Consider the following 25,102-nt stretch of genomic DNA (forward strand, 5'->3'; position numbering starts at 1 on the left):
TCGACACCTACCTCAACGAGCATTGGTTCGGGCTCGGATCAGCTGATCTTCAAGATCAGCGAGGACGCCTACAAGGGCGACGCGCTCTACACCGTCTCGGTCGATGGCAAGCAGATCGGCGGCACGCTGACAGCGCATGCTTCGCATACGGCTGGGCAGTCCGACACGGTCACGGTGAACGGCGACTGGGCCGCGGGTGACCACAAGGTCAGCATCAACTTTCTGAACGATACCTATGACGGCACTGCGAGTACGGATCGTAATTTGTACATTGACAGTGCCACCTACGATGGGACCGCTGTTTCAGGCAGCCATCTCTCGCTCATGAGTGCCGGGGCGCAGATCGTTACCGTGCATGACACCACGGCGGTTCCCACTCCTGCTGCTCCCGTGTCAACGCTGGTCTCGACACCTACCTCAACGAGCATTGGTTCGGGCTCGGATCAGCTGATCTTCAAGATCAGCGAGGACGCCTACAAGGGCGACGCGCTCTACACCGTCTCGGTCGATGGCAAGCAGATCGGCGGCACGCTGACAGCACATGCTTCGCATACGGCTGGGCAGTCCGACACGGTCACGGTGAACGGCGACTGGGCCGCGGGTGACCACAAGGTCAACATCAACTTCCTGAACGATGCCTATGACGGCACTGCGAGTACGGATCGTAATTTGTACATTGACAGTGCCACCTACGATGGGGCCGCTGTTTCAGGCAGCCATCTCTCACTCATGAGTGCCGGGGCGCAGATCGTTACCGTGCATGATTATGGTCTCTTGTAAGATTGATTTAATTCCAACCTCGTTTAGGTCCTGAGCTCTAGCAAGTAGGACGTCGAGATTGTATCCGTACACAAAATTGAGTCCTAGTTGGCATAAGACTGAGCCAATGTAATGACGTCGCTATATCCGGCCGTGCGATATGCTGCTGAGGCCATGCCTTCACCGTCGACGTTGCGACGGACCGTTTGCAGTACGTTTGAGTAACGGACTTAGTGCGGGAGAATGAGTATTTCTTCCAATAGCGGTTCCTGTTTAGCTGCAGGCCGTCACGCAAACGTCCGTTAAGGTGACATCGATCGGGCGAAACGGCTTCCCGCGGTGAACGACGCTCCACAAGCCGTCACTGTTCCTTTGATCCACAAACCTACTGGTCTCGGTGATCTCGGCACAAGCAGAAAAGGGGGCTGAAGCGGGCACGGAAAATGCGGCATTCGCTTCGGCCCGAAGCCAGTAGTCGTGAACCTAGTTTACGGATTAGGGGTAATGTCCGATGATTGCAGAGATGGGTTCTTAAAGCCAGCGCTCTATAAGGCCTTCTATGATTTCGACTGTCAGAGCCGTTCGAGCCAAAACGCGTATAAGCGGCCGTGCGTTCTTGGTGCACGGACCTGCAAGGCATGTGGACTGCATCATTGAGGATCTCTCGGCCGCAGGTGCCTGTATCGATTTTCCAGAAGGCGTTTTGGTCCCAACGTACTTCGATCTTGAGATCGGGCATAACGGTCAAAGTTACCGGGCACGGATGATGTGGCAGCATGCCAACAAAGTCGGTGTGATGTTCCTAAGGGACCGGGTGAATGCTCCCGAGGTGCTACCCGGCTAGCCTACGCGTCAGTTACCGGGAACGGCTAAGAGATGCCTTGGTCAGGGTGTGCTCACCGCGTACCAGCCAGCGCAGCGCGATCCTGCTAAGCTCTTGGCAGGCGCAGGACACCCCATGCTCACCTTCACCTCGATCATCACCCGCAGCGTCCTCGCGGTAGCCACCGTAGGCGGCCTTGCCGTGCTGGCGGATGGCGCGGTGCGGTCGGAGCTTGAACGGGCTGTGCGAGGCGATCTGACGTTCCTGGGGAGTACCCCAGCGCCGGTGCGAGTTGCCCGGGTGGATAAGCGATACGTGGCGAAGGGGCTCGACAGGAGCCGGCTTGGCGCGACTGGGCGGATGGTAGGCGCAGACGACACGCAGTAGCTGCACTGGCGCGTTGGCGACTGCCGTGGCACGACAACGAGATGCCGAAGACTGTTGGACCGAAATGCGAGGCCAAGATCGACGGCGTCTGGATGCCCATGAGCCTTCTTGAGGCAAGGGGGAAGTACCGTTTGGCTCCGAAGCGATGCCCGATTTGCCATGGGGCAGGGTCGATCATGGGGAGCTACACGGCTCTTGTGAAGCACAGGCTCACGCATCGACGGATGCACACTGGGTGCCCGCTAATCCCGAAAGCCTACTGCGGTACATCCTCACCGCACCCCAACGCTGCGACCTGACCGTGACGATGCCCGTCACCCATTGTTAATCCGAGGCCTAAGCTCCATTGCTTCGCTTGAGGTCGGAGGGCTATCGTAGGGGAGACTCGCCGATCCATGCGCGGCCGCTCTAAAGCTCGAACGCGCGGTCCTCAGCGATCCAACTCATGAGTGCGAGCGCGTCCCCATCATTGGGGGCGTCGATGATGACGATGCTCGATCGGTTATCACCGACAGATAGGACGCCCCGGTAGGACGACCGCCACGCTACGCCTTTACCGGTCTCTGAGCTCTCTAGATCACCGGCCATGCCGTGCTCCTCGCTTAAGACGAGAGCGAAGGTAATTCGGCTCGGCGCTGAGTGGTTCGCGACGGCGCCGGCGAGGCCGCACCGCGCCCCCCCCTAGGCGGTGCTGCTCTGCCGGCGCTCGGCCATCAGCCGGTCGCTAAGGACAACTTGGCGGGACATGGTTAATAGATCGTTGCCTAGGCTGTAACTACACGGCCGGATCGAGACCATGGCCGGCCTGATGCCTGGCACCGCGGCGCTGAAGATCGTCGCCGACGATGAGACCGGGGAGCTGGAGAGCGCAACGATCCTTGGGCAGTTCGGCGAGGTGCCGGACGACTTTGCTGAGAGCTTACAAGGCGGGGAGGGCTCAATTACGAGCACGAAGATCATTGAACAAAAGCAACCGCGCGCACGTTTCAGCTTAGTATCAACGCGCCGGTATTGGCGCAGCGTGAGGAACATTTATGTCGATTAAAACACTCGCACTCGCCGCCTCGTTCACATTGGCGCTGTCCGGCGCCGCGCTCGCACAAGCAACTGGCCCCTCGGGCACAACCGGGACTGGCATGGGGACCAGCAGGACCGGCGGTTCGACCACGGGCCAGCCGAAGGAACTTGCTACCCCGGGTGGCGCGAATGCCGGTGGCGGCACGGGCTCCACGCCGACGACTGCCCCAGGAGCGAATGGGATGAGCACAGGGACTGGTGCGCCGGGTGCAGGTACATCGGGCATGAGCAGCCCATCGACGGGCGCTGCCGGAGCGCGCTGAGCATCCATCGCAACCCCGTTAGACTCGCTACGCTCCACGCCTATTGGTTCGGCCCCGCCATCCGATCACCGGCTGGCGGGCGCCATTGGCTTTACTCCGCGATGATGGCGATCAGTGAGAAGGAACCGGCGAGCGCGAAGGTGCCGGCCACGAGGGACGCAATCAGGAGCATGGGTGAAGCCTCAGCCGTCGAACGGCGACGCTTCCTCAACCCGTCAGGTCGATCCCGGTTGCAGGTAGGGTACTGCTGAGCGCGAAGGTATCCGCTTTCTCAATCATCGGCGCTATCACCTGCAGCGTCGCCATCGTCGGTGTCGAACAGCCGATCAATGAAGGTGCTGTAGCTGGCAGCATCGACGCGAGACTTGCTCCCAGACGCCTTGGCTTGGTCCACCCGCACGTCTTCGAACCACTGGCTGGCTATCCGATCCAGCGCTTCATCCGTGAACAGCAGTGCAGTGCTGCCGGGCATCCGGCGGTCTCCTAAGTCTCGTAGTCGGTTCGGCCCCGCCCCGATCTGCTCACGGGACGGGGGAACCCCGGATCTCACCAGCTAGGCCGATACGCAACTTGGCCCGGGTGCAGGATGGCGGCGCTTGGTTAGGGTCTCATCACCGCGACGGGTGCCGCGGTGTGCCAGAACGGGGCGCTGAGCGGCCTCAGGCCGTCTCGGCGGCCTTCTCGGCCTTCTTCCGACCGCGGGCCTTCGGAGCCGCCTCGGGCGCCTCAGCAGCCTTGGGCTTGCCCTTGGGGGACTTGGACTCCCCAGAGACCGTCTCGTCTACTGTGACTACCTTCAGAGCCACCTTGCGCCGCTGCTGGCCAAGGCCGAGGGAGCGCGCCAGTTCGGAACGCTGAGCGGAGTAGCTTGCGGCGGTCGACGGGTAGTCCGACGGCAGGCCGTAGCGCGCCCGGTAGGTCTCCATCGTCAGGCCGGCCTTGGTAACGTGGCGCTTGAGCGTCTTGTAGCGCTTGCCATCGAGGAACGAGATCAGCGCGTCCGGCGTGATCGACTTCTTGATCTGGGCCGGCGTCGGCTTCTCCGGGCCGGCGGGCTCGGCGGACGTCGGGTTGGCAAGACCGGCAAAGGCTGCATGCACGGAAGCGATCACGTTTGGCAGCTCCGCTACCGGCACGTTGTTGTTCGACACGTAAGCCGCGACGAGGTCGGCAGCGAGTTCCATAAAATTGGTAGATTGAGTTTCGATTTGTTCGTCCACGATGATACCTCTCATCAAAAGACGGTACGCCTCTGCCGAACAAGGCAGATCGTCAAGGCTTATCGGTAGAAAAAGCCCTGCCGGACGCTACAATACGGACAGAAATTTGCTGCTGTGCTTCGACATGAGGCTTAGTAGGGGCAAGGAAGCCCCGGACTGTCTACGCGGCCGGGGCTCATCACACACCGCTTGTGCAATGCTATGTGCTCGCAAACAGCCGACGCTGTCTCTCGATGCGATATCGAATGAGGGCCAGCAGACCCATGCGGATACAAGGGACAGCTCAGAGCATCTCGCCTGACGCTGCGCTGCCGAGGGGTGCAGCGCAAAGGCCGGGGCTGCCCTGATGGGACGCCCCAGCTCACCTCCTCACAAATTCCGATCATCAAAAACATGCGTGCAGATCAAAGCAAGATCGCGCGATCTTCCGGGAGTCGTACCTTGATTTGGTTCAGAGATTGGTAGATCTCACGCCGGTAGCGCACTCACAGGACAACCTTAGTGATAAAAAAAAACCTGGGGCAGAACCCCGAAATGCTCGCGCTGGCCAGCGAAATCGTTGTGGCCTACGTCAGAAATAACTCCGTCCCGATCTCTGAGCTGCCGAAGCTGATTGGAAGCGTGCATGCGGCTCTGGCAGGCCTCTACAACACCTCCGGGGCCGCGAGCACCGATGCCGCGGCCGAGAACGTCGAGCAGCCGACCGCGGCACAGATCAAGAAGTCCATTACACCGGACGCGATCATCTCCTTCCTCGATGGTAAGCGCTACAAGACCCTGAAGCGTCACCTCAGTGCACACGGTCTCGACCCGCACTCCTACCGGGCGAAATTCGGCCTCCCGGCTGACTACCCAATGGTGTGCCCCTCGTACTCTGAAGCCCGCTCTGCCCTCGCGAAGAACATTGGGCTCGGCCGGCCTGGGCGCGCGGTCGCCTAAGGATCTACAGAAGCCCGCCGCGACCAGCGGCGGGTTGGGTGCACGCTGCCTGCTGTGCCCGCATCTTGGCGCCTCTGGGCGCCGGCGGTCGACAAGACAAGGCTGGGATTGCCGCAGCAACCGGGTGCCGGAACACGGCGCATTTTCGCGAGGTCCTTATGGGGATCGCGGAGAAGCTCGCCGCTGTCGGGGTGCGGGTCGGCCGCCGCGAGGGCCACTTCCGCATGGTTGAGGCGAAGCCGGCCACACGCTCCCGTGATGCGGGCGACACGGTTCAGTAACCAGATCGCCACATGCCGATCATGGTGCAGCGGTAGACACCGCCGCTACTGCGATGAACCGGAGCATGTGCATGGTACTCGCCGACCTCGACAAGCGTACCGAGTTGACTGTTTGGCCGTCCAGCGCGCCTGCTCATACTGCACGCGGGCAGGCGTTCTCCACACTGCGTGAAGCCCTCGTGGCTGCGGTCAAAAGCATCCAGGCCGACGACGCGCAACCCTGGATCATCACCGATAACGGCGACATCCTCTCGCCGCGCTGGATCAGAGCAAACGCCGATCCGCGCCGGCTACAGTAGGAACGCGAAGGACAAGCCATAGGCCGGCGCCGGCGGTTCCTGTTCCCCGCGTCGCCGACCTTCACACGACCACCCGGCCTGAGGCTTCACAGGCACGGTGCAGGGAACTGGCCCGCATCGGCCTGTCGTCACGTGCTCTCTCTGCTGGGCTGCCTGTCGGCATTCGCGACGCCGCGGCGCACAAGCGTCGAGAGAGGTGTGTTGTAGCAGATCGTTATGCCGTTCTCAGCACGAATCTTGACCGCAGCTTGGCTTCGATCCGCCAGGCATCCCGTTCACCGCGCGCTTTGACTAACTCCGTCTGCAACTCCTCGACGCGGGCATGCAGCTCGCCGGCATCGACGGCCGTCTCGATCAGGAGTTCCTGAGCCTCGGCGAGTGCCGCGCGCAATTCCGCATTCTCGGTCGCGAGCGCCAGGACCAGAACCGTCGTGTCGTCGCTCATCCTCCAGCAACTCGACCCGATCCGCGATATCAGTTTCTACCACTCATCTCGTCTTCAAAGGCGATGAGTTTCCGCCCGGTCTTGATAGCCAGGTGGTACTGCTTGGCCGCCAGCGCGTCGTGGATCGCGACTAGATACGGGGCCGAGCCCGGAATAATCTTCAGGATCTCGGTCGACTGCATCACCAGGAGATTCTCAGCCTCGGCCGCACTCTCGTCGAGGTAGATGACCTGCAGGGTCACGCAGAGTTTCTTGCTGATCGTATCAGCGTCCGCCTCGCGGATGATCTCGCTTTCCCGGAGGAACCTGCACGGCGTCTCGACGAGGAAGACCGATCGCCGATCGCCGTTGCGGATCAGCGCTCCGTTGATGATCAGGCGTTCCGAAGGCTTCAGTTCGATGCGAAGGGCCATTCCGGCAACTCCATTCTAGAGACACCTGGACCATGGGTGCGATCTGTTAATGTTTCTTAAACCATCGCAGTCATTATGTACGAACAACACGCGATGGATGCCCACTTACTCGGAATCGAGCGATCGATTTAACGTGTCGGAAGGTGGCGACATGTTTGTTCACGAGGCCGGCAAAAAGCCGGTCCTCTGATCAAGTATGGATCTCACCTCATGTCCGGCGTTTCTCTCACCGCTGCTACCCGCCAGAACCTGCTCTCGCTGCAGGACACGGCCGCGCTGTCCTCCACGACGCAGAACCGTCTCTCCACCGGCAAGAAGGTCTCCTCGGCCCTCGACAACCCGGTCAACTTCTTCACGGCGCAGAGCCTGTCGAACCGCTCCTCGGACCTCGGCACCCTGCTCGACAGCATCTCGAACGGCGTGCAGACGATCCAGGCAGCCAACACGGGCCTGACCTCGATCCAGAAGCTCGTGGACTCGGCCAAGTCGACCGCCAACCAGGCACTCGCGACGCAGATCACCACCACCGGAACGGCTGGTACCGCCTTCTCGGCGACTGGCTCTGTCAACCTCCTCGTCAACGGCAGTGCGGTTCCTGTTACGCTCACCACCAGCGACACCATCGACACGGCTATCACCAAGCTGAACACCGCAGTCAGCGCTCAGGGCGCCGGCAACGCGTTCAGCAAGGACGCGACGGGCACCAAGCTCGTCGTCAACGCTACGGCTGACATCGAGTTCTCGGCGCCTGCCGACCAGACCGCGCTTGGCTTTGCCAGCGGCGCCGCTAGTGCGGGTCCTCTGTACGCAGCTTCGGCGGCCGGACAGAGCTCCAACCTGACGGTGACCGGCGTCAAGGAGCGGGCGTCCCTGTCGAAGCAGTACAACAGCCTGCTGACGCAGATCGACCAGCTCGCCAAGGACTCGAGCTTCAACGGCACCAACCTGCTGTCGAGCAGCGCGGCTTCGAACAAGCTGCACATCTCGTTCAACGAGAAGGACACCTCGAACCTCGACGTGCAGGGCGTCGATGCCACCTCGGGCGGCCTCAACCTGACGGCGATCACTGGCAACTCCGGCTCGACGGCGGACGGTAAAGGCAGCTTCCTTCTCGACGCTTCGGTCACCGCTACGCTCAGCAGCCTGACGAGCGCCTCCACGACGCTGCGTTCCCAGGCCTCGACCTTCGGCTCGAACCTGTCGGTGGTGCAGAACCGCCAGGACTTCACCAAGAACCTCCAGAACGTGCTCGACACCGGCGCCTCCAAGCTCACCGATGCCGACCTGAACGAGGAGGCCGCGAACTCCCAGGCGTTGTCGACCCGCCAGTCGCTCGGCATCTCGGCCCTCTCGCTGGCCAACCAGGCCCAGCAGGGCGTGCTTCAGCTCCTCCGCTAAGCACCGCCCACCATCACGACCCGATGAAGCGGCCGGGGTATCGCCTCGGCCGCTTTTTCATTGCTACCGACCTTCGCGACCGTCGACAGCTTGTGCGTCGAGAGGCCGGTGGCATAGCACCCTACGAGGTCTGTGACGCGTCCGGCATGGCGAACGGTCGTGTGCGGCTACCGCATTGCTCTCACCGCCTCCGCCAACCGCGCCGATGTTCGTAAGCCACTGGTGTGATAGCGATCAGGTCCCGTTGCTCGGGTCGAGCCGCCGAGGTCGATCGCCTGCGCGCCGCAGACCCGCGTGAACGTCAGCAGGGATAGGCTGCAATAGGCCGCCGCCTGCGACCGGCGCATGAGGCGCGGCCAGTTGGGGAGGGGTTCGGGTTGACGCGCCATCATCTCGACTGAGAACATGAAGTAGGCCGGCCGCGCAGCCTCGGCTTGAACCCGAAGTCGGCAACGATGACGGACAGTCTCGGCTACGGCTATCCCTACACCCTGCCGGAGATTGAGCAGGCGCATGAACTGGTTGCCCGCATTGCCGTCCAGCACGGCGCGGTCTACCTGCCGCTGCTGGATCGGATGGAACGCGAAGTCGTCCACGCGAGGCGCCAGGTCGAAGGCCCCGCCCGTGCGCAGTCAGTTTTGGACGGGTACGCGAAGCGCAGGCGCGGCGAGGCTGCATCGTCATGAGGAAGCCCCCCAACAGCGCCGGCCGTCCGGTTTCGGATCGACCCAGCCTATGTTTCGACCGACAAGGTCGCGCGCCGTATGGGGCTTACCCCGGATCAGTTCGCGGAATGCCGGCGACGCCTCTACGCCCGCGGGTTTCCCGTGCCGGACGAGACAACCGGCCTGTACGACATCGAGGCGATTGACCGGTGGCGGAAGCGGCAAAGGCCCGACCTCTATCCCGAGGTGCAGCCCGGCCTACCCGCTGTTGAGCCTGCTCCTCGTATAGATTGGGGAGAGCGGTTCGTGGAGGCTCAGAAGGCCGAGAGCATGGGGGAGCGGTTCGCCAAAGCCGAACGGACACTGCGTGCAAAAACACGATCCGGGGACGACGGACGCGTTTAGCCATCCCCGCAACGGGCATTCCTCTGATTTTAGCGTCCCATATGTTGTCGCCGGGCGGCCCCTGCCTCTATTCCCTCGCCATGATCCGGTCCGACCTCGTTCTCCGCCTCGCCGCCCTGAACCCGCATCTCTACGAGAAGGACTGCGAAGCGGTGGTCGATGCCATTCTCGGCCGCATCGCAGACGCACTGGTGTCCGGCGATCGGGTGGAGATCCGTGGGTTCGGATCGTTCACGGTGAAGGAGCAGCGTGCCCGGCAGGGGCGCAATCCAAGGAACGGAGTGCCGGTCGCGGTGCCGGCCAAGACCGTGCTCGCCTTCAAGGCTGGGAAGGAGATGCGGGCTCGGGTGAACCCTAAAGCAGCCCGGGAGTCCATAGGACAGCAGTTCTCAGGTTGAGACTGAACAAACCTGAGGTGGCGCGATTGACGGGGGCATGGGACCCATCGTCGTCATCGCTGCCTCCGCTGGGGGCCTTGCCCCAATCAAACAGATCGTCGCTGCGCTACCGACATCCTGCTCGGCATCGGTTTTCATCGTCTGGCACACCGGCAGCCATCCCAGCATCCTGCCGGAAATCTTGAACATGACGAGCTGCCTGCTCGTAGGACACGGGGAGGATGGCGAGCTCATCCAGGCTGGCCGCGTCTACGTCGCCCCTCCCGACAAGCACATGCGGTTGGGCTTCGGTTCGATCTGGCTGGATCAGGGGAGCAAGGTGAACTTCACCCGTCCAGCCGCCGATCCCTTGTTCGTCTCAGCCGCCGAGGACTTCGGCGAGCGCGTCATCGGTATCGTGCTCAGCGGCTACGACGGTGACGGAGCGGATGGTCTAGCTAGGGTCAAGGAGCGTGGCGGCTTGGCTCTTGTCCAGAAGCCCGAGGAGGCGGAGCAGCCCTCGATGCCCTGGGCAGCCCTCATGGCTGATCATCCTGACGCCAGCCTGCCGGTCGCAGAGATGGCCGCTCGCGTGGCTGCGTTGACGCAAGGTTGAGCAACCGTAAATTCGGCCGATGGTGTGCTACGCTCCGCAGATGAACACCGACAGCGTCATGCCCTGGTTCGTCGCCGTTGGTGCTTCGGGCGCCGAGGGCCTCACCGATATTAAGGCGCTGCTGCAGGCCTTGCCCTCGGATCTGCCCGCCGCGGTGCTGATCGTGCTCCACCGCTCGTGGGACCACATCAGCCACCTGCGCGAAGTGCTGGCCCGGGACTCGAACCTGCCGATTGTCATCGCGGCGCAGGGCGAGCGCTTCGAGGCGGGGATGGCCTATATCGGCGAACCGGCCGATCACCTTACGCTCGCGGCCAGGAGCTTCGGCGAGATCGTAGACGATCCGCATCGTCTGCACGGCAACCGGACAGTGGACCTGCTCTTCCGCTCGGTCGCCGCACATGGCGGGCACAAGATGATCGGCGTGATCCTATCCGGCTCCCTGGATGACGGCTCACGCGGCCTCGCCGCCATCCATGCGGCCAGCGGCCTAACGATGGTGCTGACGCCGGACAACCAGCCGGGACCCGGCATGCCGGAGAACGCGATTGCTTACGACGGTCCAATCGACGTGATCGGCAGCCTCCACGACATCACAGCTGCCATTGAGAAAGCGGTCAGACACCAGTGACTGTAGGAGGCAGGCCCGTCCCCCGATCTGATCACGGGGCGACGGGTGCTTCGTTCATCTCACCAGCGAACCGGTCCTGAGCCCGGCTTGCCGGGAAGGTGCCTGTACTGAGTTAACCGGAGATCAATGGCGCGACGCTCGACGGTTCCAGGATGATGCGGCGCTTGGATCCTAGTGATTGTCGAGAGGCCGAACATGGGGCCATGCGTATCGCAGAGCCGGCTTTAATCGGGTTCCTCCGCGAATTTTAGATCGCTGAATAACTATTTCCCCGGTCAACATTGAAACTTTTCCGTTCCTGATTTCGTCTCCCCGCCTAGTCGGTAGCGAAAAATTATAATCAGGAGGAAAATATGCTCGTTAGATTTCTGGCTTTTGGCATGATGGTTGTGGCTTCAGCACCTACGATAGCGCAGGAGGCTCAAAAGCCATCCGTGACGGAACAGCAGAGAAAATCCGTCGGTGACGAGAAGGCAGCAGAGATCCGAGCATTGATTGAGAAGGCAAGGATCAGGCAGCAAGGGATTGATCGGCAGAACGAGAATTTGTGGAGCCGCTGGACGTATGCGGTCTGTATTGGGTGTGGGCCGGCATCGGGGAAAATCCGCTCAGTGCGAACGAACCCCCTGCGGGTCCTGATGGGCATTCCGGCCGCTGAGGATGACGCTCGTGCCTCTCGCGGGAGGCGGAACATATAAGGTGCAGGCGGCCCGCGCGGCGTGCGCTTCCTGACCGACAACGCTTTTATGGAAAGTCGGACGCTTCGGCCTCGACCGCCATGAAGTCGTTCCAGACGTTCGGGCGGGCCATGAAGCCGGGCGGCAGTATGGCATCGATCTCCTCCCCCGTTAGGACCTCGCGGGCCATCAGAGCCTCGGCCACGCGTTCGATGTCGGCGCGGTGTCTGCGGACCAGAGCGCGAGCCGCACGCCGCAGGCGGTCCTCTCTCGCCTCGTGCTGCTTCTCCGGCTCGATCTCGTAGAGCATGAGCGTGATCTGACAGCGATCTTCGGCGTCGCCGCCCTGGCTGCTACCAAGGATCGCTGTCTCTGCCTCGGTGCCGGCCATGAAGGTCAGGATGCGGCCGACGAACACTGACCGCATTCCTTTTGATGCCGTGCCACGCCATTTCCCGCGGCGATCCCACTCGAACAGGATCAGGCTCGGATCGGCCGTGATGCTGTGCCCGGCGCTGTCGTCATCGGCCTTAATCGTCGCCCAGCCGCAGGCCATGGTCAGCACGCGGCCGATGACGGCGTGCCCGTCTTCGTAAATGGCGGTGTGGCGACGATCATTCACCGGCCGGCGCCTTCCGCTCCCGAAACCAGATACCGGCCCCTCCCCCGTTCTCGAGGATGAATTCGTAGGTGCTGTGCATCAGTCGGCTCCCCTCGGCCACAAAGGTGGAGGCCGAGCTAATAGCCATCGTCACGGAATACGAAGGGTTCGCTCACGTAAGCGATGAAGCCATGGCCCGTGAGGATGATGCCGTCGTCCGCGTCGATCAGATCAGATCACGGGCGCCGAGAACAGCGCGCCGTACATCGCCGCATGGCCGACGTAGTAGAGCGTGAGGAAGCCGGTGAGCGCCACCGCGTAGTAGGCCGGGGCCAGCGCCACGTCGCGGCGGCGGACGGCGCTGCGGGCGTCGTCGGCGGCGATGCCGATCAGCACCACGATGATCCCGGAATGGCCGATCGCATCGACCTTGCCGAACTCGAACACGGCGGAGACGAAGATCGCGGCCAGGATGATCGCGGCGGTGCGGCGCACCAGGGGCGTCCAGATCAGGGCGAAGGCCAGGGTGAACTCGACGACGCCGGCAGCCTTCATAAACAGCTCGGGCGAGGCGCCGAAGGTCATCTCGGGCTTGGCGGCCAGGAGCGGCGCGGTCCATTCCGGGTAGGCCCACTTCTCGACCGAGGCCCACATCAGGGTGACGGCGGCGGCGGCGCGGACCACGTCGATGGGGCGGATGCCGTAGAGGGTGCGGTCGAGGCCGGTGAGGATCAGGTAGGCGGCGACGCCGAGGAAGACCGGGTAGTCGGCCAGATGGAACGCGCCGTAGCTCCAGGTCGCGTAGCCGAACAGCACGATGATGCCGGCGCCGGCCAGCGGCAGGGTGCGGTGCCAGATCAGGCAGGCCGCAAGCGCGAGCTGGAACCACGGGATCCAGGCCGCGTCGGTCTTGAGCTCGGGGGTGAGGATGATGCCGCCGAGCGTCCAGAGCGAGACGAAGAAGAAGCCCAGCGTCGCCCGCACCAGCAATTCGGTGTCGGTGCGCAGCCGCGCGGTGACCCGGTCTAGGGCGTTGAGCAGCGCGGTGCCGAGCGGGGTGCCCTCGGCGAGGCACCCGAACATCAGGCACAGGACCGACAGGCCGACGAGCCACTCGAAATCGAGGCAGAGCACCTGCTCGAGGCCGCGGGGCTGGCCGGCGACGTCGTAGGCGCAGAACCACTTCACATGGGCGCTGGCCTCGCTGGGGGTGAAGAGCACGGCCGGCACCGCCAGCAAGACACCAAAAAGCCAACGAAGCTGTCGTGCTGCTTGCGGAGTCATAACGGAACCTAGTGGAGCGTCTACAGGCATCCGCCTGCCCCACTATTTACCCTGAATTTAGGGGCAAGTTCTAACCAAATCTTAACCTCATATTGAGAGCTGGTTAACAGCTATGGTTAACTGGTTGCCGGCTTGGAAGCGGTCCAGAGACGTAGGGTGGCCTCATTTCTTGCTGATACAGCCTAATGAAGGGTGTGGAAGTAGCGGCTATGTTCGTTTTGAGCCTCATGTGTCTCGTCTCGGGAGCGACGCTTGCCGGCAATGCCCCGCACCAACCCAGGCGCCAGGCTGCCATCGAGAGCATGGGCGGCTGCTTGATTATCGGCGGCCTCTGTCTCCTCGGCGCCGGCCTGCCGTTGTTTCGTTAAAACGGCTAGGGCTAAGCTTTCAAGGGTGAGATCGCGCGGCGGCTGACATTGAAGCTCGGGCCGATCTCTGTGCAGATCTCGACGGCTGCGACACCAACGAGCCGCGCACGATCTACTGGCTATCTGAGGTCAAGCACAAATGCGACGAAGGTCGCTTCGTCAGGCTGCAGCCGTCGTAGCTTCCGCGACGCAGACTCTGTTCCGACCTGTTCGCTTCGCCTCGTACAGAGCCGCATCCGACCGCTCAATCAAATCCGCGCCACTTTCTCCCGCGCGGTGCTCGGCTACTCCGATTGAGATCGTCACCCTGCCTACCGTCTCACCGGTACCGCGTTTCATCAGCACCTGTGCCGCTAGCCGTTCGCACATCTGCCACGCTACCGTCCGGGCTACCGCATGGTCTGCCCCCGCAAGTAGGATCACGAACTCCTCGCCGCCGAAACGTGCTGCCGTATCTCGGCCCTTCACATTGTCCGCGAGCATGCGGGCGACTCGCCGCAGGACTTGATCGCCGGTTTTGTGCCCATGCTCGTCGTTAAAGCGCTTGAAGTGATCCACATCGATCATGAGAAGGGCAAAACGACTGGATGGATTGGCAACGGCATCCTTGATCGCTCGTCGCAACTTGGAGTCGAAAGCGCGTCGATTAGCGATCCCGGTCAGCGCATCGGTGGCGGCTTCCTGGCGTACCTGGAGAAGATCCTCCCGCAGGCGAGCGATACGTCCAACCGAAGCGGACAGCTGCGCTTCGAGTACCCGGTTGCGAGCGCTCGCCCCCTCGGTTTCGGCCGTCAGCATCGTCACGGCACGCAGCAATTCCTCGGTACCCGAGCTTGCGTTCAAATGAGTGCGCCAGTGATCCAGCGTACCACCGTAGGCTCGGATTGCGTCACCATCGCGCGTGACCTGTTCGACGATCCCCTGGGCGACATCAGCGAGATCGTCGGCACCAGCCGCGACCCTGGCACTGTCCTCCCCTCTGTCGATGTAATCCCGATGAAGGGCATCGATGTACCCAGCGGTGAGCAGCTGTCCGTTAGCCTCACACTCGCGGACATGGCTAACGAGCGGCCGGTTGCCACCGTCAAACAACGCGTAGAAGACTTCGAAGCTACGCGGCGTCGGCGGGATGCCCTGTTGGCGCAGTGCATCCCAGGCTCGTTCGCCAACCGATTTTAGATCTAGTCGGTTGTAATCTTGCTCTGCGTGCTGGCTCATGAGTGTTCACAAAGGAAGGATGCCTTGGAGGACATTCCACCGGTAAGGTTACGTTCGCGTGAACGTCGAACTGTCAATCCAACTTTGAAGCGAGCCTAAGCAGGTCGGTTAGTCCGAAGCGCTGAGGTGGTGCATCAGGATCAGGTTAATCGCGACATCGCTCATGCTTCTGATCGAGCTACTCCCTGGGTTCTAAAGAAGTCTCTGTCGGCGGTTTGGGCTGAGGGCGCGGATCGCCCAACGGTGACCTAGCCCTGGGGGTGAACTCTTCTGCCATGTCGAATGCCCGCTTGCGCCTATCGCATCACTCTTCCGCCTCTAAGTCAGCGGTAAGGGGCTGGGCTGCGCTGCGATGACGGACCCCGAATGCCGTCTTTACCCTCTCTGATCTCACATGCTTCGGCCGGGATGGGAGGAGCGCCTCTGCGTCCAGACAAAGGTTAAGCTTTCGGTAACGTCGTTGGTGTCTCGTGATCCTCGGTTGACTTCGACCGGGCGGCCATTCTTGCGAGGCCATTGCCATGCGCCATGCCGCATTCGCGATAATCGCGTTCGTTAGCTTGATTGAACCTGCAGCAGCTCAAACGCGCTTCGCTGCCCCACATCCGCAGCCGACAGCGCTCAGCACGCGAGGAGCGCACGTTGAGCAGGCACCTGACGATCCGACGATCACGGGCGCTATTGCCAACGCGGAGGCGCGTAAGCGGATGGATGCTTTTGATCGTCGTATTGCGACCCGCAGCAACCAAGCGGTACGCTCGATATGTCCTGAGTGTGCGTCTGACGCCAAGCGGCACAAATGGGCGGCCGGACGCATCGAAGCTAACGCGGAAGTGTCAGAGTTTCCGATCAAAGATCCAGCCCAGGCACCTGATGAATAGGACCTCATGATCCGGTCCGCCCCCGCTCTTCGCGTCGCTGCCCTGAACCCGCATCTCTACGAGAAAGACTGCGTGGCGCTGGTCGATGCCATTCTCGGTCGCATCTCGGATGCGCTCGCAGCTGGCGACCGGGTGGGAATCCGTGGGTTCGGATCCTTCACTGTGAAGGAGCAGCGCGCCCGGCAGGGGCGCAACCCAGGAAGGAAGCACGGATCAAGGTGCCAGCCAAAACTGCGCTTGCCTTCAAAGCCGGGAAGGACATGCGGGATCGGCTGAACCCAGAAGTGTCCGAGCGGTGCATAGGTCGGCAGTTCGCAGATTCACTCAGTCGGCCTCTCCCGGCTGGAAGGTGCCGGCCCCGCTCGACAGGTACAAACCAGCCAGCGCTCTCGTAGTTTTTAGCCGCCGACGAGGTCGAGCGATCGCCACCACAGAGGCGCCCCAAAGTCGAGTTTAGGGTGACATGTCATTTTTGGCCAGCATCTGACCTGACGCAGGTTTCACGCTTATTCCTACTGCATCGATCGATAGTTAGGGCGGAGACGTGGATATATGGAACGCTTGCTATCGCGGATATAGGTTGAATTCTAGGCAATCTACGACCGCTCTCTTACCATCTCACGTGCGAGCGTCCTGCCACAGTACGAGGGTGGGATATGCACGCTTATAGAACTAGTATGTCAGTCGTCGCCTTAACCATCGCGCTCGCCGCGGCCGGATCAGCTCGCGCAGAACTGTCTAGTAGCATCAGGATCGTGCTTCAGAAGAGTCGGCACTACGATCCCACCGACCTTTTCCTGCGCCGAGGTGACACCATCACCCTCATCAATGGTGACGATAGCATGATCCATCACGCCTTCATTGAGGCCGATCGGTTCGCGTTCGATGCTGGGGACCAAGAGCCTGGCAAGCAGGCCACGCTGACGCTCAAGGAGCCCGGCAACTTCATCATCCAGTGCGGCATTCACCCAAAGATGAAGCTCACCTTGCACGTCCAGTAGTCAGGACGATCCCCCTGGAGCGCTATCAGCCTTGGTGAGCCAGGTTCGTCTCGGCGGAACCGAATGCAACGGCGACGGGTTGGAACGTTCGCACGAGATCAGCGTCAAGGCGTCCTGCCATGCCGTTCAGGATGGCATAGGCCTGCGTGGCATTCAACGCGGCCTTGTACAGCCGACGCTCAATCATCCTAGTGCAATCAATTGCGCAACTTCCCGGAATGATCATGCCTCGCATCATGAAACGCGGCTTGATAGGCTCGAAAGGTACACCCTGTGAGCCTACCCGCGGGCTGGCACCGCGATACGGCTCAAAGGTGTTGTTTGACACTGAGCTATAAGCTACGTCCTGAGCCATAGATTTTGAGCCAGGGCGGGTGGAATGGCGACGATCGGGTATGTGAGGGTCAGCACAGGTGACCAAAGCGTCGAGGCGCAACGGCACAGCATTGGCCTGATCCACATGGTCGAGGAGTGGTTCTGCGACGAAGGCGTCTCTGGGGTCGTACGTGCCCTGGATCGTCCGGGCTTCTCGGCTCTCCTCAAATACGCTCGCAAAGGCGACACCCTCATCGTCGGCGCCGTCGATCGCCTGGGTCGCGATACCCTGGATGTTCTGGCGACCGTCGAGGCGCTTCAGGCCAAGAGCGTGGCTATCATCAGCCTGCGCGAGGGCTTCGATCTTTCAACCCCGATCGGCAAGGCGATGCTCACCATGCTGGCCGCCGTGGCCGAGCTGGAGCGAGCCAACATCAAAGCGCGTCAGATGGCCGGTATCCAACGCGCGAAGTCTGAGGGCAGGGCACTCGGTCGGCAAAAAGCGATCGACGATGCATCGGTGGCGATCTGGCGGAAGGACAATGCGGCTAGCATCGCGAGCACCGCCGCGCAGTTCGGGATCTCGCCTGCGAGCGTGAAGCGGGCATGCCGGCCAGCAGTCGCCTGACCAGCCTCAATTATTGCTCAAAGTCGCCCGGGGCGGTAGTCGGTACGCATGAGAGTATGGAGAGCGACTTGCGCAATCAATTGCGCGCCTCGGTGTGGCTTCCACGAACAACCGCGCCGAGCACATCCTCTTCAACGAGCGCCTAGATGAAGCTCTGCTGATTCTCGTCGACGCCCGTCCGAACGCTGATTTCAGGCTCTTCTCTCATCATACTCCGCCTCAAACCGGCAGTGGCTTGAACTTACTCGCACGCGCCATCGGAACCTCGAAGAGGAACGGCGGCTCGAACCTCTTGATGAGATCCAGCACCTCTGGCCAGCGCCACATCAGGAATGAAGCCTGCTGGTTAATCGGCGTCTTCTGGTAGGACGGCGCGAGCACGAGGCCTTTCAGGCCGGCCTGTCGGTAGGCCAGCCGCTCCGCCTTGTTTTTGTATAGCCGACCGTCGCCGGAGACGATGAGCCAATCCTCACCGGTGCTGACGAGGTAGGCCATCCATTCGAAGTCGGTGGCGTGGCGCCCGCAGGGCAGATCTCGGATATGGTTGGCACTAGCACCGAGATGCCGCAGATACCCGTTAATGGTCTCCGCCAGCACGGGGCTCGTGCAGTTGTCGAAGAAGACCCTCAAGCAGCCTGCCGCAGGTCCATCTCGCGCCGATAGGCGAGAGCGCGTTTGACGGCCCGCACGGGCACATCCCAAGCTCGTGCTGCCCGCTCGGGGGAGCCTTCAGCCACAGCCGCAGACACCAACACATCGACCGGTACCGAGGTCTCGGCCTCGATCGGCTGGCCGAACGAGCGCGTCGGGTCGATCTTCACCGACTTAGCCTTGCCGAGCGGCCACCAGACAGAAGGGATTCCTTCCTCGTCATATTCGAGGTTGGTGAGACTGCGCTCGATGACAGCTTCAAAAGCGAACTGCTTCCGAAACAGATCTATCAACCTAGTCTGGCCGTCCTCCTCGACCACCCGCAGGAACACGGTGTGGCCGTCCGATCGGAATTTCGTTGTCGAAAGTGGGCGTGCTTCTCCAACAACCTCGCGAGCCAGCTCGATCGCTTGGCGTACGCGTTGGGCACTCATGCCCTTTTCAATGAAGGTCGAGGCGACCCGAACCTCTTGGAGATCTCGGAAGCCAAGAAAGGTGCCTTCCTCGCCAAGGTCTACCTGCGGGCTCCAGAGCGGGTCGTAGTGCTTGCCGTTGGCGTCGTGGCCCCGGAGCCAGCGGGAGATTTTTGCCGGGCGAATGGACAGCAGGCGGCCGGCCTCAGCGGGCGTGTAAAGCCCGATGCCGACGAGCCGTCCAGTCTCGTGCAGAGTGATGTGTCCCACGCGGACGTGCTCGTTCCTTGCTGGTTCGCCGTCAAGAGATTTCGATGCGTAAGCGTCCGTCCTTCCCATGACGAGATCGATGCGTCGGATACAGGTACCCCTAGCAACACAGGTCCGAGGTGAGCCTCCCATATGCCAAAACCGACCTCCGCGGAGCGCCGCGCTCTCGACGCTGCCTTCGGGATGTCCAGCGGCTACGTCTTGGACTTCAGCGATCGCACGATGGCTGAGTGGTTCGAGGAGGGGTTCGGCATGGACATCCAATCGGGTGCCTATGATGCCACCGGCTCGTCGAAGGCCAAGCGCCTGCGCACTTTCATCGAAGTCGAGGATGGGCACACGGTCGGTGCAGTGCTACGTGCGTTGTGGGTCTACGCCGAGGAGACACGAGACCAGCGCGTCATCCCACCGAGCGAAGCGGAAGTAGCTACGGTGTTCGCCTTCATCGACCGCATCGAGGCGATCGAGGAACGACCACGCACCGACGCGCTAGAGCGGTTCAAACGCGATGACACGCTCGACGAGTTGATAGCTGCCATCCAGCGCGACATCGCTGCTAACAAGCCGGCCCCTGCCCTAGACCGGCTGCATCTCTACTGCATGAAGAAGTTCACCCACCTTCTCGACGAGCGACGTATCCCGTGGGATCGGGAGGAGCCCCTGCACAGCCGTGTCGGAAAGTACGTGAGGGCGCTGGAGCGTGAGCGCGAGCTACGGCGGATCACGGTACGGGTACTCAAGACTGCGATCGGCATCTTCGACGACCTGAACGATGTTCGAAACAACCGGTCCTTCGCCCACGACAACGATCTCGTCGATGCAGCGGAGGCGCGGTTCATTTTCGATGCGGTTAGCGCGATCCTCCGCTTCGTGAAGAGCGTCGATACGGGGCGGTTTGGGAGCTGAGCGGCGCACCTATCGCACGGGTTGGATCGTGAAGGATCCGTTGGGTGGGAAACCGCAACACACATCACTGGGGTAACGCCTCGAAGCCGGCAGCCTCAAGATCTAGCCAATCGTCGACAGGATGTACCGGGGGCAGGGCTAGGCTCGCATACCGTCGGCGGCTGAAATCCCATCGCATTTCAAGCTCGCGGTTGAGCTTCGCGATCGCAGACTGCCAGAGCAGGTTCAGAGCCAGCGGGTTCGGCTCATAGCGGCGGAAGGAAGTCAGCCAACGGCCGCGGTACGCCAGGACGGCAGAGTACACTTCCTCGAGTGGCTCATCGCGAATGACCTCACGGACTCCTTCCCCGAAGCGGTGGTAGCTAAGATCGGACGGACGGAGCCGTGATTGCCCAGTGAACCGATCGCGTCGAAATTTGTATTTCAGAAAATTGAAGCCGTAGCGGGCGTCTTCGACGGAGCAACGTTTTAAGCGAAACGGTCCGGCAGAGTGAACTCCAAGGAGTTCAGACAGGGTCTTCGCAAGCGTGTCGGCCATGTTCCGCGTCGCAGCCGGAACCGCGATGTCATCCCCGTAGAGAATCACGCGGTCGTCCAGGGTCAGAGACCCCAGCTCAGGTCCGAGAAGCAGACTGATAACGCGGTTGGACGAACGTGCACCCTGCGGTAGGCCCTGCCGGACCGCTTCGCTAAACGCTTTAGGGCTCTCTCCTACGGGTAGCTCGGAGGGCAACGCCACAGGGACGTCCTCTCCGATCAGGAGACAGTGGCGGACCACCATCGGGGGGAGGCCGAGACGCGCGGCGAGTTCCCCCTGCTTCACGGACCTGAAGCATGCCTCGATGTCGGCAACCACGAAGTGGTTGATGCCATCATCGATGAACTGTGTAATGCGATCGGCGGCGACTTCGGCCCCACGGCCCTGAGCCATATAGTCGAGGGGGTGGGGACCGAACTTGGCGATCAGCAAAAAGTTGACCAGCGTTTGTAGCGCTTTGCGGCGGGGTCCGAACGCGCAGATCGGACGCCAGTCTCCGCGGAGGGATTTGGTTTTCGCGTAAGCTCGAATTGGCTCCCCCGGATCGGAGAACGCATCGAGTTCGTTCGCCATCTCGTGAAGCTCGGTCGCAGCGTACTTGAGCGGCTTCGGCTTTTTCTCAACAGAAAGGACGATGCAGCAGAGCCTGCTCGAGAACGATTTGAGGAGGTTCTCCTGTGCTGCCTTAATCCGTCTGCCCGACCCGCTGGCCGCGGCCCGGTGCAGCTGTGACATCTTACTCCCGGTATCGCGGAAAGCCTTCCGTGCCTCGACAGCGAAACTTGCATCGACGCGAGCTTCGGCCGTCTGAACCACAGACATTTCGAGACGCTCAAGGACAGTCTCCAGGTCGAGCATCACCGTTTCCTTGCCATCATCGGGCGGCAGATTGAGCTAGTCCCGCCTACCGAGCCGCTGATGGCGAGGCAGACCCGCGTTCACAGGCGGCAAGCCATTGCCGGACTGCGCTCGAACGATAACGAACTCGCTTGCCAACGACGAAGCGTGGCGGTCCTTGCTCGAGTTGATGCCACCGATCGAGCGTCCGAGGTGAGACGCCGAGCATCTTGGCGGCCTTAGCCTTCGTCACGAGATCGGCGGCAGCCGTTAGGGGAAGAGCAAACGTCAAACGAGAAGGCATTGGATGCGCTCGGCGACCGTGCTTGGAGACGTCATCAAGCCGCGGTCGGAGGCCGGCTTGATGGCGCTAGACCATCCTGCCTACGGTGACCTCCGTGTCTTGTAAGCCTCCTCAATCAGGCGCAAACGGCCACTGATGTCAACTAGCGTCTCGTAGAACGTCGATACGGCGGATTTGTCCAGCGAACTGATTCAGTGTAGGCGCCCGCGCAAGCAGGCCTTCAATGCCTTTTCGCGGGTCGTCAGGCTCGGTCAGTTTCGTTGAGCTTGGCTCATGACGATAAGATCACCGCCTCTCGGCTGATTATGCCCATGGTTGGCTGCAGGCCCAGGTAAAAATTGCTTCCGCGCTATTAATTGCACGGGATACGCTGCGGCCATGTCATCCCCCTTCGACACCTCCACATGGCTCGAGAGCTTCGACGCGCTTGGCAGCTCCGGCATGCACCTCGAGGGGCGCGTGTGGGGCTACCTGCACGGCCTGATGACGATCGAGCCGCTCACAGCGCCCACCTCCATCGTGATCGTGGCAGACCCCCACACCGCGAGGTGGCGGGTGTCTTCGGCATGGCAGAAGTCCATCCGACGGGGCTACGTGGCGCAGGCCTGCCTGTATGCCCGCACCTATGTCTCCCTCGATCTCGAGGCGTTCTGGCGCCGCCTGCCCGTGATCGCGATCGAGGACATCGGCATCGCGAACCCCACCCTGGTCTTCGCCATCATGTGGATCGCGGGCAAAAAGGCCAAGCGCGCGTCCCTGGCTACCGAGATGCAATGGGCCGACCGCCTCACCGCTCTGATGGCGCAGAGCGTCAAGGACCGCACGTGCTGCGACCTCGTGGTTTGTGCGGAGAGCGACCCCGACCTCGCGGGCTTCCGCGCGCGGGCGTTCTCCTCTGATAAGCCGGGGGGCCTTTCTGTGTATGTGCGCGATCCCGAGAACTACCTTGTGAAGCGCCTGATCGCGCTCTGGGCGTTGGGCGGGACCAAGCGCTACCGCGGCGGGGGCGACCTCCCCGAGAAGCAGGCGGGGCATGACCTCGAGTTCGATGCCTACCTGACGGAGCAGCCTTTCCCGCACCGTTGGATGGCCATGCAGGGGGGCAATAAGACCCAGGATGCGATGCCGCTCGCATGGGGGCTACTGCACGCGAACGCGGTAGCCGCGGGCGACACCTGCCTCGTGGAGGGCAAGCCGATGCTCCACCTCAAGATCCACGAGACCGCCCTACCCTCGCACACCATGATCCATGGCCTGCCATCCTACGCGCTCGACATGCACACGGGCCTCGGCAAGAAGGCGCTCGGGTTCATGGCCGCGAAGTGCAATCCGATCCGGCAGTTCCTCGAATACGATTGCGGGATCACCGACTACGAGGCCAAGCGCGACACTCTCGGGGGCATCATGTTCCGGGTGGACAGCGCACTCCTCGACCGGCGCCTGGAGTTCTCGGACAGCGAAGCCGTCTACGACCTCTGCGAGACGGCCCGGTGGCGCTACAGGGGCATCCCGATCGAGATGCTCGACAAGGCTCGCGAGCTGGCCACCGCCAATCTGCCCTGGCTCGACTATGCGCGGCGGCATGTGGCGGGGCTCACCTCACCCTCGGAAAAGCCTCCCGTGCCGACTTTCGTGGGGCCGATCACACACCCGAAATGGGTGGCCTAAAACCCCTGTCCTGACCCTGTTTTCGGGCGTCCCAGGACACGGTTTCAGGACACGGGAAAGATCCCGATTTCGGGGCCAAAAAGCGGGCTATCTGCAAAACCCCAAAGCGGGATTACCTGAGGCTACGCAACCACATAACGATCGTGTTCCTGAGGGACGTACTAGCTACGATCCTAGTAAGGCCCCGAGTGCATCCCTCGACCCTTTTTCACTTTTTACCGAACCTCCCAGGAAAGCCCCTGCCCCGCGGTCTGCGCCGAGAAAATCGGCGTTTGGGACACTGGACGTGGGATTGCTGTCGTGGCCCATATCAGGCTCTCCCCGAGACGACCCACGAACGACCCGAACGGCCCGCGGCTCGTTGCTCAATTAATGGCAAATCGCCTGGATCAAAGTGCAGAACGCGCGGCGATCGGTATCCCCAAGGCTCCCTGAAGCCGAAGCGGCTCGGTGCTCCCGCTTTGCGCTATTAATAGCAGAAGCCTGTCATGCAGTCGGGGCTGCAGCGACCGTCCGTCGCTCGCCGCAGGCTCGGCAAAATTGCTCGAAAGTGCTCTTGCGCTGGGAGCAGCTGGGACACCGCTCAAATACCCCAAGGCCGCAGTGGGGGCAGAAATTCGTGTTCGGGTCGTCGAGCGCAATCCCCCGCTCGCAGCCAGGGCAGACCTTGCGGGAGAGCCGTACGAGTGCCTCGTCCGTAGCAATCTCGGTCCGGCGCTCGGCGTCGGGCCGCGTCTCAACCAGAGCTTGGCGCTCGCGATAGGCGTGGAGCGCGTTGATTGCGGCGCGCCCCCCGACGAGGGTCAGGACCGCGCCGACCCCGTACTGCACATAGCCGCCGTAGCTCGGCAGGTAGGGCACGAGCTCGACGAAGAACGCGAACGCGGCGGCGAACGCGAAGCCCCACACGAACGGCCAGTTGCGCGTGCGCCGCCGCTTCAGCAGCAGCCAACCAGCGAGGACGAGAAGGGGCAGGGTCAATGCGAGCCGATAGCCGAACACGCGCAGCTCCTGGCCGCGCTCGGCGGCGTCGAGCTTGGCCTGCGCCGCGGCACGCAGTTCGTCATCGGCTGCCGACAGCGCGGTCTCTCGCTCGTTCAGTTCGAGGGCCGTCCGGTTCAGCCCTTCCAGCCGCTCCTCGACGGTGCGCTCGGCAGCTTTGAGCTGATCCAGCCCCTGGGTGCGGGCGACGAGTCCTGGGTCCTGATCGACGCGCTGCGTGGCGTTGCGGGTCTTCAGCCAGTTGGCGAAGGTCTCGCGCGCCGCCTCGGTGGCGGAGCGAGCCGCGTCGAGCGCGAGCTGCGCCTCGTCTGCCTTCCGCCGCGTGTCGTCCTCCTCGCGCCGGACCTGCTTGATCGCGTCGGCCGAGGCGCGTGTGGGCTCACGGTCGAGAAACTGGTCCAGGGTATAGCGGTGCTCGACCTGCGGCAGGTCGCCGACGACAAGCGAGCCGAGCCCGATCAGGAAGCCCGCAAACAGTAGGGCGACGAGCCAGAGGGCGGCGTTGAACCAGCGTTCGGAGAGACGTGTACCGGCGGCCAAGC

28 protein-coding genes are annotated in these 25,102 nt (G+C 62.2%); 16 read left to right on the forward strand and 12 right to left on the reverse strand.

Annotated elements, in window-relative coordinates; translation table 11 throughout:
- From FV227_RS29645 to FV227_RS03000, 3 genes are all read left to right on the forward strand, one after another.
- A partial coding sequence (locus FV227_RS29645; RefSeq protein WP_281407532.1) for a carbohydrate-binding domain-containing protein occupies positions 1-780 on the forward strand: 780 nt, incomplete at its 5' end.
- 937 nt (positions 781-1,717) lie between these two features.
- A complete protein-coding gene (locus FV227_RS02990) occupies positions 1,718-1,969 on the forward strand; it encodes a hypothetical protein (RefSeq protein WP_147858247.1) in 252 nt (83 codons plus the stop codon).
- A 796-nt stretch (positions 1,970-2,765) separates the two neighbouring features.
- On the forward strand, positions 2,766-3,014 hold the full coding sequence (locus FV227_RS03000; RefSeq protein ID WP_147858249.1) for a hypothetical protein: 249 nt from the start codon (positions 2,766-2,768) through the stop codon (positions 3,012-3,014).
- Positions 3,015-3,580: 566 nt separating this feature from the next.
- Here FV227_RS03000 and FV227_RS03010 read toward each other — a convergent pair.
- Together FV227_RS03010 and FV227_RS03015 are read right to left on the reverse strand one after the other, a co-directional pair.
- Complete coding sequence (locus FV227_RS03010; RefSeq protein WP_147858251.1) at positions 3,581-3,781, reverse strand: hypothetical protein; 201 nt, start codon at positions 3,779-3,781, stop codon at positions 3,581-3,583.
- A 187-nt stretch (positions 3,782-3,968) separates the two neighbouring features.
- A complete protein-coding gene (locus tag FV227_RS03015; RefSeq protein ID WP_246686389.1) occupies positions 3,969-4,493 on the reverse strand; it encodes a MucR family transcriptional regulator in 525 nt (174 codons plus the stop codon).
- A gap of 570 nt (positions 4,494-5,063) precedes the next feature.
- Between FV227_RS03015 and FV227_RS03020 the strand changes: the two genes are divergently transcribed.
- A complete protein-coding gene (locus FV227_RS03020) occupies positions 5,064-5,468 on the forward strand; it encodes a MucR family transcriptional regulator (RefSeq protein ID WP_147858253.1) in 405 nt (134 codons plus the stop codon).
- Between the two features lie 352 nt (positions 5,469-5,820).
- Positions 5,821-6,048 carry a hypothetical protein gene (locus FV227_RS03025; protein WP_147858254.1) on the forward strand — a complete coding sequence of 76 codons (228 nt, stop codon included), beginning with the start codon at positions 5,821-5,823 and terminating at the stop codon, positions 6,046-6,048.
- Positions 6,049-6,262: 214 nt separating this feature from the next.
- Here FV227_RS03025 and FV227_RS03030 read toward each other — a convergent pair whose 3' ends face one another.
- Together FV227_RS03030 and FV227_RS03035 are read right to left on the reverse strand one after the other, a co-directional pair.
- A complete protein-coding gene (locus FV227_RS03030; RefSeq protein ID WP_147858255.1) occupies positions 6,263-6,493 on the reverse strand; it encodes a hypothetical protein in 231 nt (76 codons plus the stop codon).
- Between the two features lie 29 nt (positions 6,494-6,522).
- Positions 6,523-6,906, reverse strand: coding sequence for a flagellar biosynthesis repressor FlbT (locus FV227_RS03035; RefSeq protein WP_147858256.1), 384 nt, complete (start codon positions 6,904-6,906; stop codon positions 6,523-6,525).
- A gap of 210 nt (positions 6,907-7,116) precedes the next feature.
- On the opposite strand from FV227_RS03035, the gene FV227_RS03040 reads away from it, so the two are divergent.
- From FV227_RS03040 to FV227_RS03065, 5 genes are all read left to right on the forward strand, one after another.
- The gene (locus tag FV227_RS03040) at positions 7,117-8,304 is read left to right on the forward strand and encodes a flagellin (protein WP_147858257.1); all 1,188 of its coding nucleotides are present in this window, start codon (positions 7,117-7,119) and stop codon (positions 8,302-8,304) included.
- Between the two features lie 455 nt (positions 8,305-8,759).
- Positions 8,760-8,990, forward strand: coding sequence for a hypothetical protein (locus tag FV227_RS03045; RefSeq protein WP_147858258.1), 231 nt, complete (start codon positions 8,760-8,762; stop codon positions 8,988-8,990).
- Between the two features lie 464 nt (positions 8,991-9,454).
- On the forward strand, positions 9,455-9,772 hold the full coding sequence (locus tag FV227_RS03055; protein ID WP_147858259.1) for an HU family DNA-binding protein: 318 nt from the start codon (positions 9,455-9,457) through the stop codon (positions 9,770-9,772).
- Between the two features lie 37 nt (positions 9,773-9,809).
- The gene (locus FV227_RS03060) at positions 9,810-10,367 is read left to right on the forward strand and encodes a chemotaxis protein CheB (RefSeq protein WP_147858260.1); all 558 of its coding nucleotides are present in this window, start codon (positions 9,810-9,812) and stop codon (positions 10,365-10,367) included.
- Between the two features lie 40 nt (positions 10,368-10,407).
- A complete protein-coding gene (locus FV227_RS03065) occupies positions 10,408-10,998 on the forward strand; it encodes a chemotaxis protein CheB (RefSeq protein ID WP_187274665.1) in 591 nt (196 codons plus the stop codon).
- A 744-nt stretch (positions 10,999-11,742) separates the two neighbouring features.
- Here the strand turns inward: FV227_RS03065 and FV227_RS03070 are convergent.
- From FV227_RS03070 to FV227_RS03085, 3 genes are all read right to left on the reverse strand, one after another.
- Positions 11,743-12,297: a hypothetical protein gene (locus FV227_RS03070; RefSeq protein WP_147858261.1), complete on the reverse strand. Its 555-nt coding sequence runs from the start codon at positions 12,295-12,297 to the stop codon at positions 11,743-11,745.
- A 210-nt stretch (positions 12,298-12,507) separates the two neighbouring features.
- Entirely contained in the window at positions 12,508-13,497 is a 990-nt protein-coding gene (locus FV227_RS03075) for a hypothetical protein (protein WP_246686386.1), read from the reverse strand.
- A gap of 590 nt (positions 13,498-14,087) precedes the next feature.
- Positions 14,088-15,146 carry a GGDEF domain-containing protein gene (locus tag FV227_RS03085; protein ID WP_147858264.1) on the reverse strand — a complete coding sequence of 353 codons (1,059 nt, stop codon included), beginning with the start codon at positions 15,144-15,146 and terminating at the stop codon, positions 14,088-14,090.
- A gap of 521 nt (positions 15,147-15,667) precedes the next feature.
- Here FV227_RS03085 and FV227_RS03090 point away from each other — a divergent pair.
- The 3 genes from FV227_RS03090 to FV227_RS03100 all read left to right on the forward strand — a co-directional run bounded on the left by FV227_RS03090 (position 15,668) and on the right by FV227_RS03100 (position 17,028).
- Positions 15,668-16,027 carry a hypothetical protein gene (locus tag FV227_RS03090; RefSeq protein WP_147858265.1) on the forward strand — a complete coding sequence of 120 codons (360 nt, stop codon included), beginning with the start codon at positions 15,668-15,670 and terminating at the stop codon, positions 16,025-16,027.
- 6 nt (positions 16,028-16,033) lie between these two features.
- Positions 16,034-16,303, forward strand: a complete 270-nt coding sequence (locus tag FV227_RS03095; protein ID WP_348642509.1) for an HU family DNA-binding protein — start codon at positions 16,034-16,036, stop codon at positions 16,301-16,303.
- Positions 16,304-16,704: 401 nt separating this feature from the next.
- Entirely contained in the window at positions 16,705-17,028 is a 324-nt protein-coding gene (locus tag FV227_RS03100; protein ID WP_147858266.1) for a hypothetical protein, read from the forward strand.
- Between the two features lie 25 nt (positions 17,029-17,053).
- Here the strand turns inward: FV227_RS03100 and FV227_RS03105 are convergent, their stop codons facing one another.
- The gene (locus FV227_RS03105; RefSeq protein ID WP_147858267.1) at positions 17,054-17,254 is read right to left on the reverse strand and encodes a hypothetical protein; all 201 of its coding nucleotides are present in this window, start codon (positions 17,252-17,254) and stop codon (positions 17,054-17,056) included.
- A 153-nt stretch (positions 17,255-17,407) separates the two neighbouring features.
- Between FV227_RS03105 and FV227_RS03110 the strand changes: the two genes are divergently transcribed.
- The gene (locus FV227_RS03110; RefSeq protein WP_147727132.1) at positions 17,408-17,971 is read left to right on the forward strand and encodes a recombinase family protein; all 564 of its coding nucleotides are present in this window, start codon (positions 17,408-17,410) and stop codon (positions 17,969-17,971) included.
- A 219-nt stretch (positions 17,972-18,190) separates the two neighbouring features.
- Here FV227_RS03110 and FV227_RS03115 read toward each other — a convergent pair whose 3' ends face one another.
- Positions 18,191-18,601 carry a hypothetical protein gene (locus FV227_RS03115; protein WP_147727131.1) on the reverse strand — a complete coding sequence of 137 codons (411 nt, stop codon included), beginning with the start codon at positions 18,599-18,601 and terminating at the stop codon, positions 18,191-18,193.
- Positions 18,598-19,305 (reverse strand): hypothetical protein, encoded by a 708-nt coding sequence (locus FV227_RS03120; protein WP_246686384.1) that lies wholly within the window; start codon positions 19,303-19,305, stop codon positions 18,598-18,600. Before FV227_RS03120 ends, FV227_RS03115 begins: the two co-directional genes overlap by 4 nt.
- Positions 19,306-19,437: 132 nt before the next feature.
- On the opposite strand from FV227_RS03120, the gene FV227_RS03125 reads away from it, so the two are divergent.
- Positions 19,438-20,211 (forward strand): abortive infection family protein, encoded by a 774-nt coding sequence (locus FV227_RS03125; protein ID WP_147727130.1) that lies wholly within the window; start codon positions 19,438-19,440, stop codon positions 20,209-20,211.
- A gap of 64 nt (positions 20,212-20,275) precedes the next feature.
- Here FV227_RS03125 and FV227_RS03130 read toward each other — a convergent pair whose 3' ends face one another.
- On the reverse strand, positions 20,276-21,607 hold the full coding sequence (locus FV227_RS03130) for a reverse transcriptase domain-containing protein (protein ID WP_147727129.1): 1,332 nt from the start codon (positions 21,605-21,607) through the stop codon (positions 20,276-20,278).
- 661 nt (positions 21,608-22,268) lie between these two features.
- Here FV227_RS03130 and FV227_RS03140 point away from each other — a divergent pair.
- The gene (locus FV227_RS03140; protein WP_147858268.1) at positions 22,269-23,558 is read left to right on the forward strand and encodes a hypothetical protein; all 1,290 of its coding nucleotides are present in this window, start codon (positions 22,269-22,271) and stop codon (positions 23,556-23,558) included.
- Between the two features lie 486 nt (positions 23,559-24,044).
- On the opposite strand, the gene FV227_RS03145 is transcribed toward FV227_RS03140, so the two are convergent.
- Positions 24,045-25,100, reverse strand: coding sequence for a zinc ribbon domain-containing protein (locus FV227_RS03145; RefSeq protein ID WP_147858269.1), 1,056 nt, complete (start codon positions 25,098-25,100; stop codon positions 24,045-24,047).
- Positions 25,101-25,102 lie beyond the last annotated feature (2 nt).

This window comes from Methylobacterium sp. WL119 (genome assembly GCF_008039875.1).
GTDB lineage: Bacteria > Pseudomonadota > Alphaproteobacteria > Rhizobiales > Beijerinckiaceae > Methylobacterium.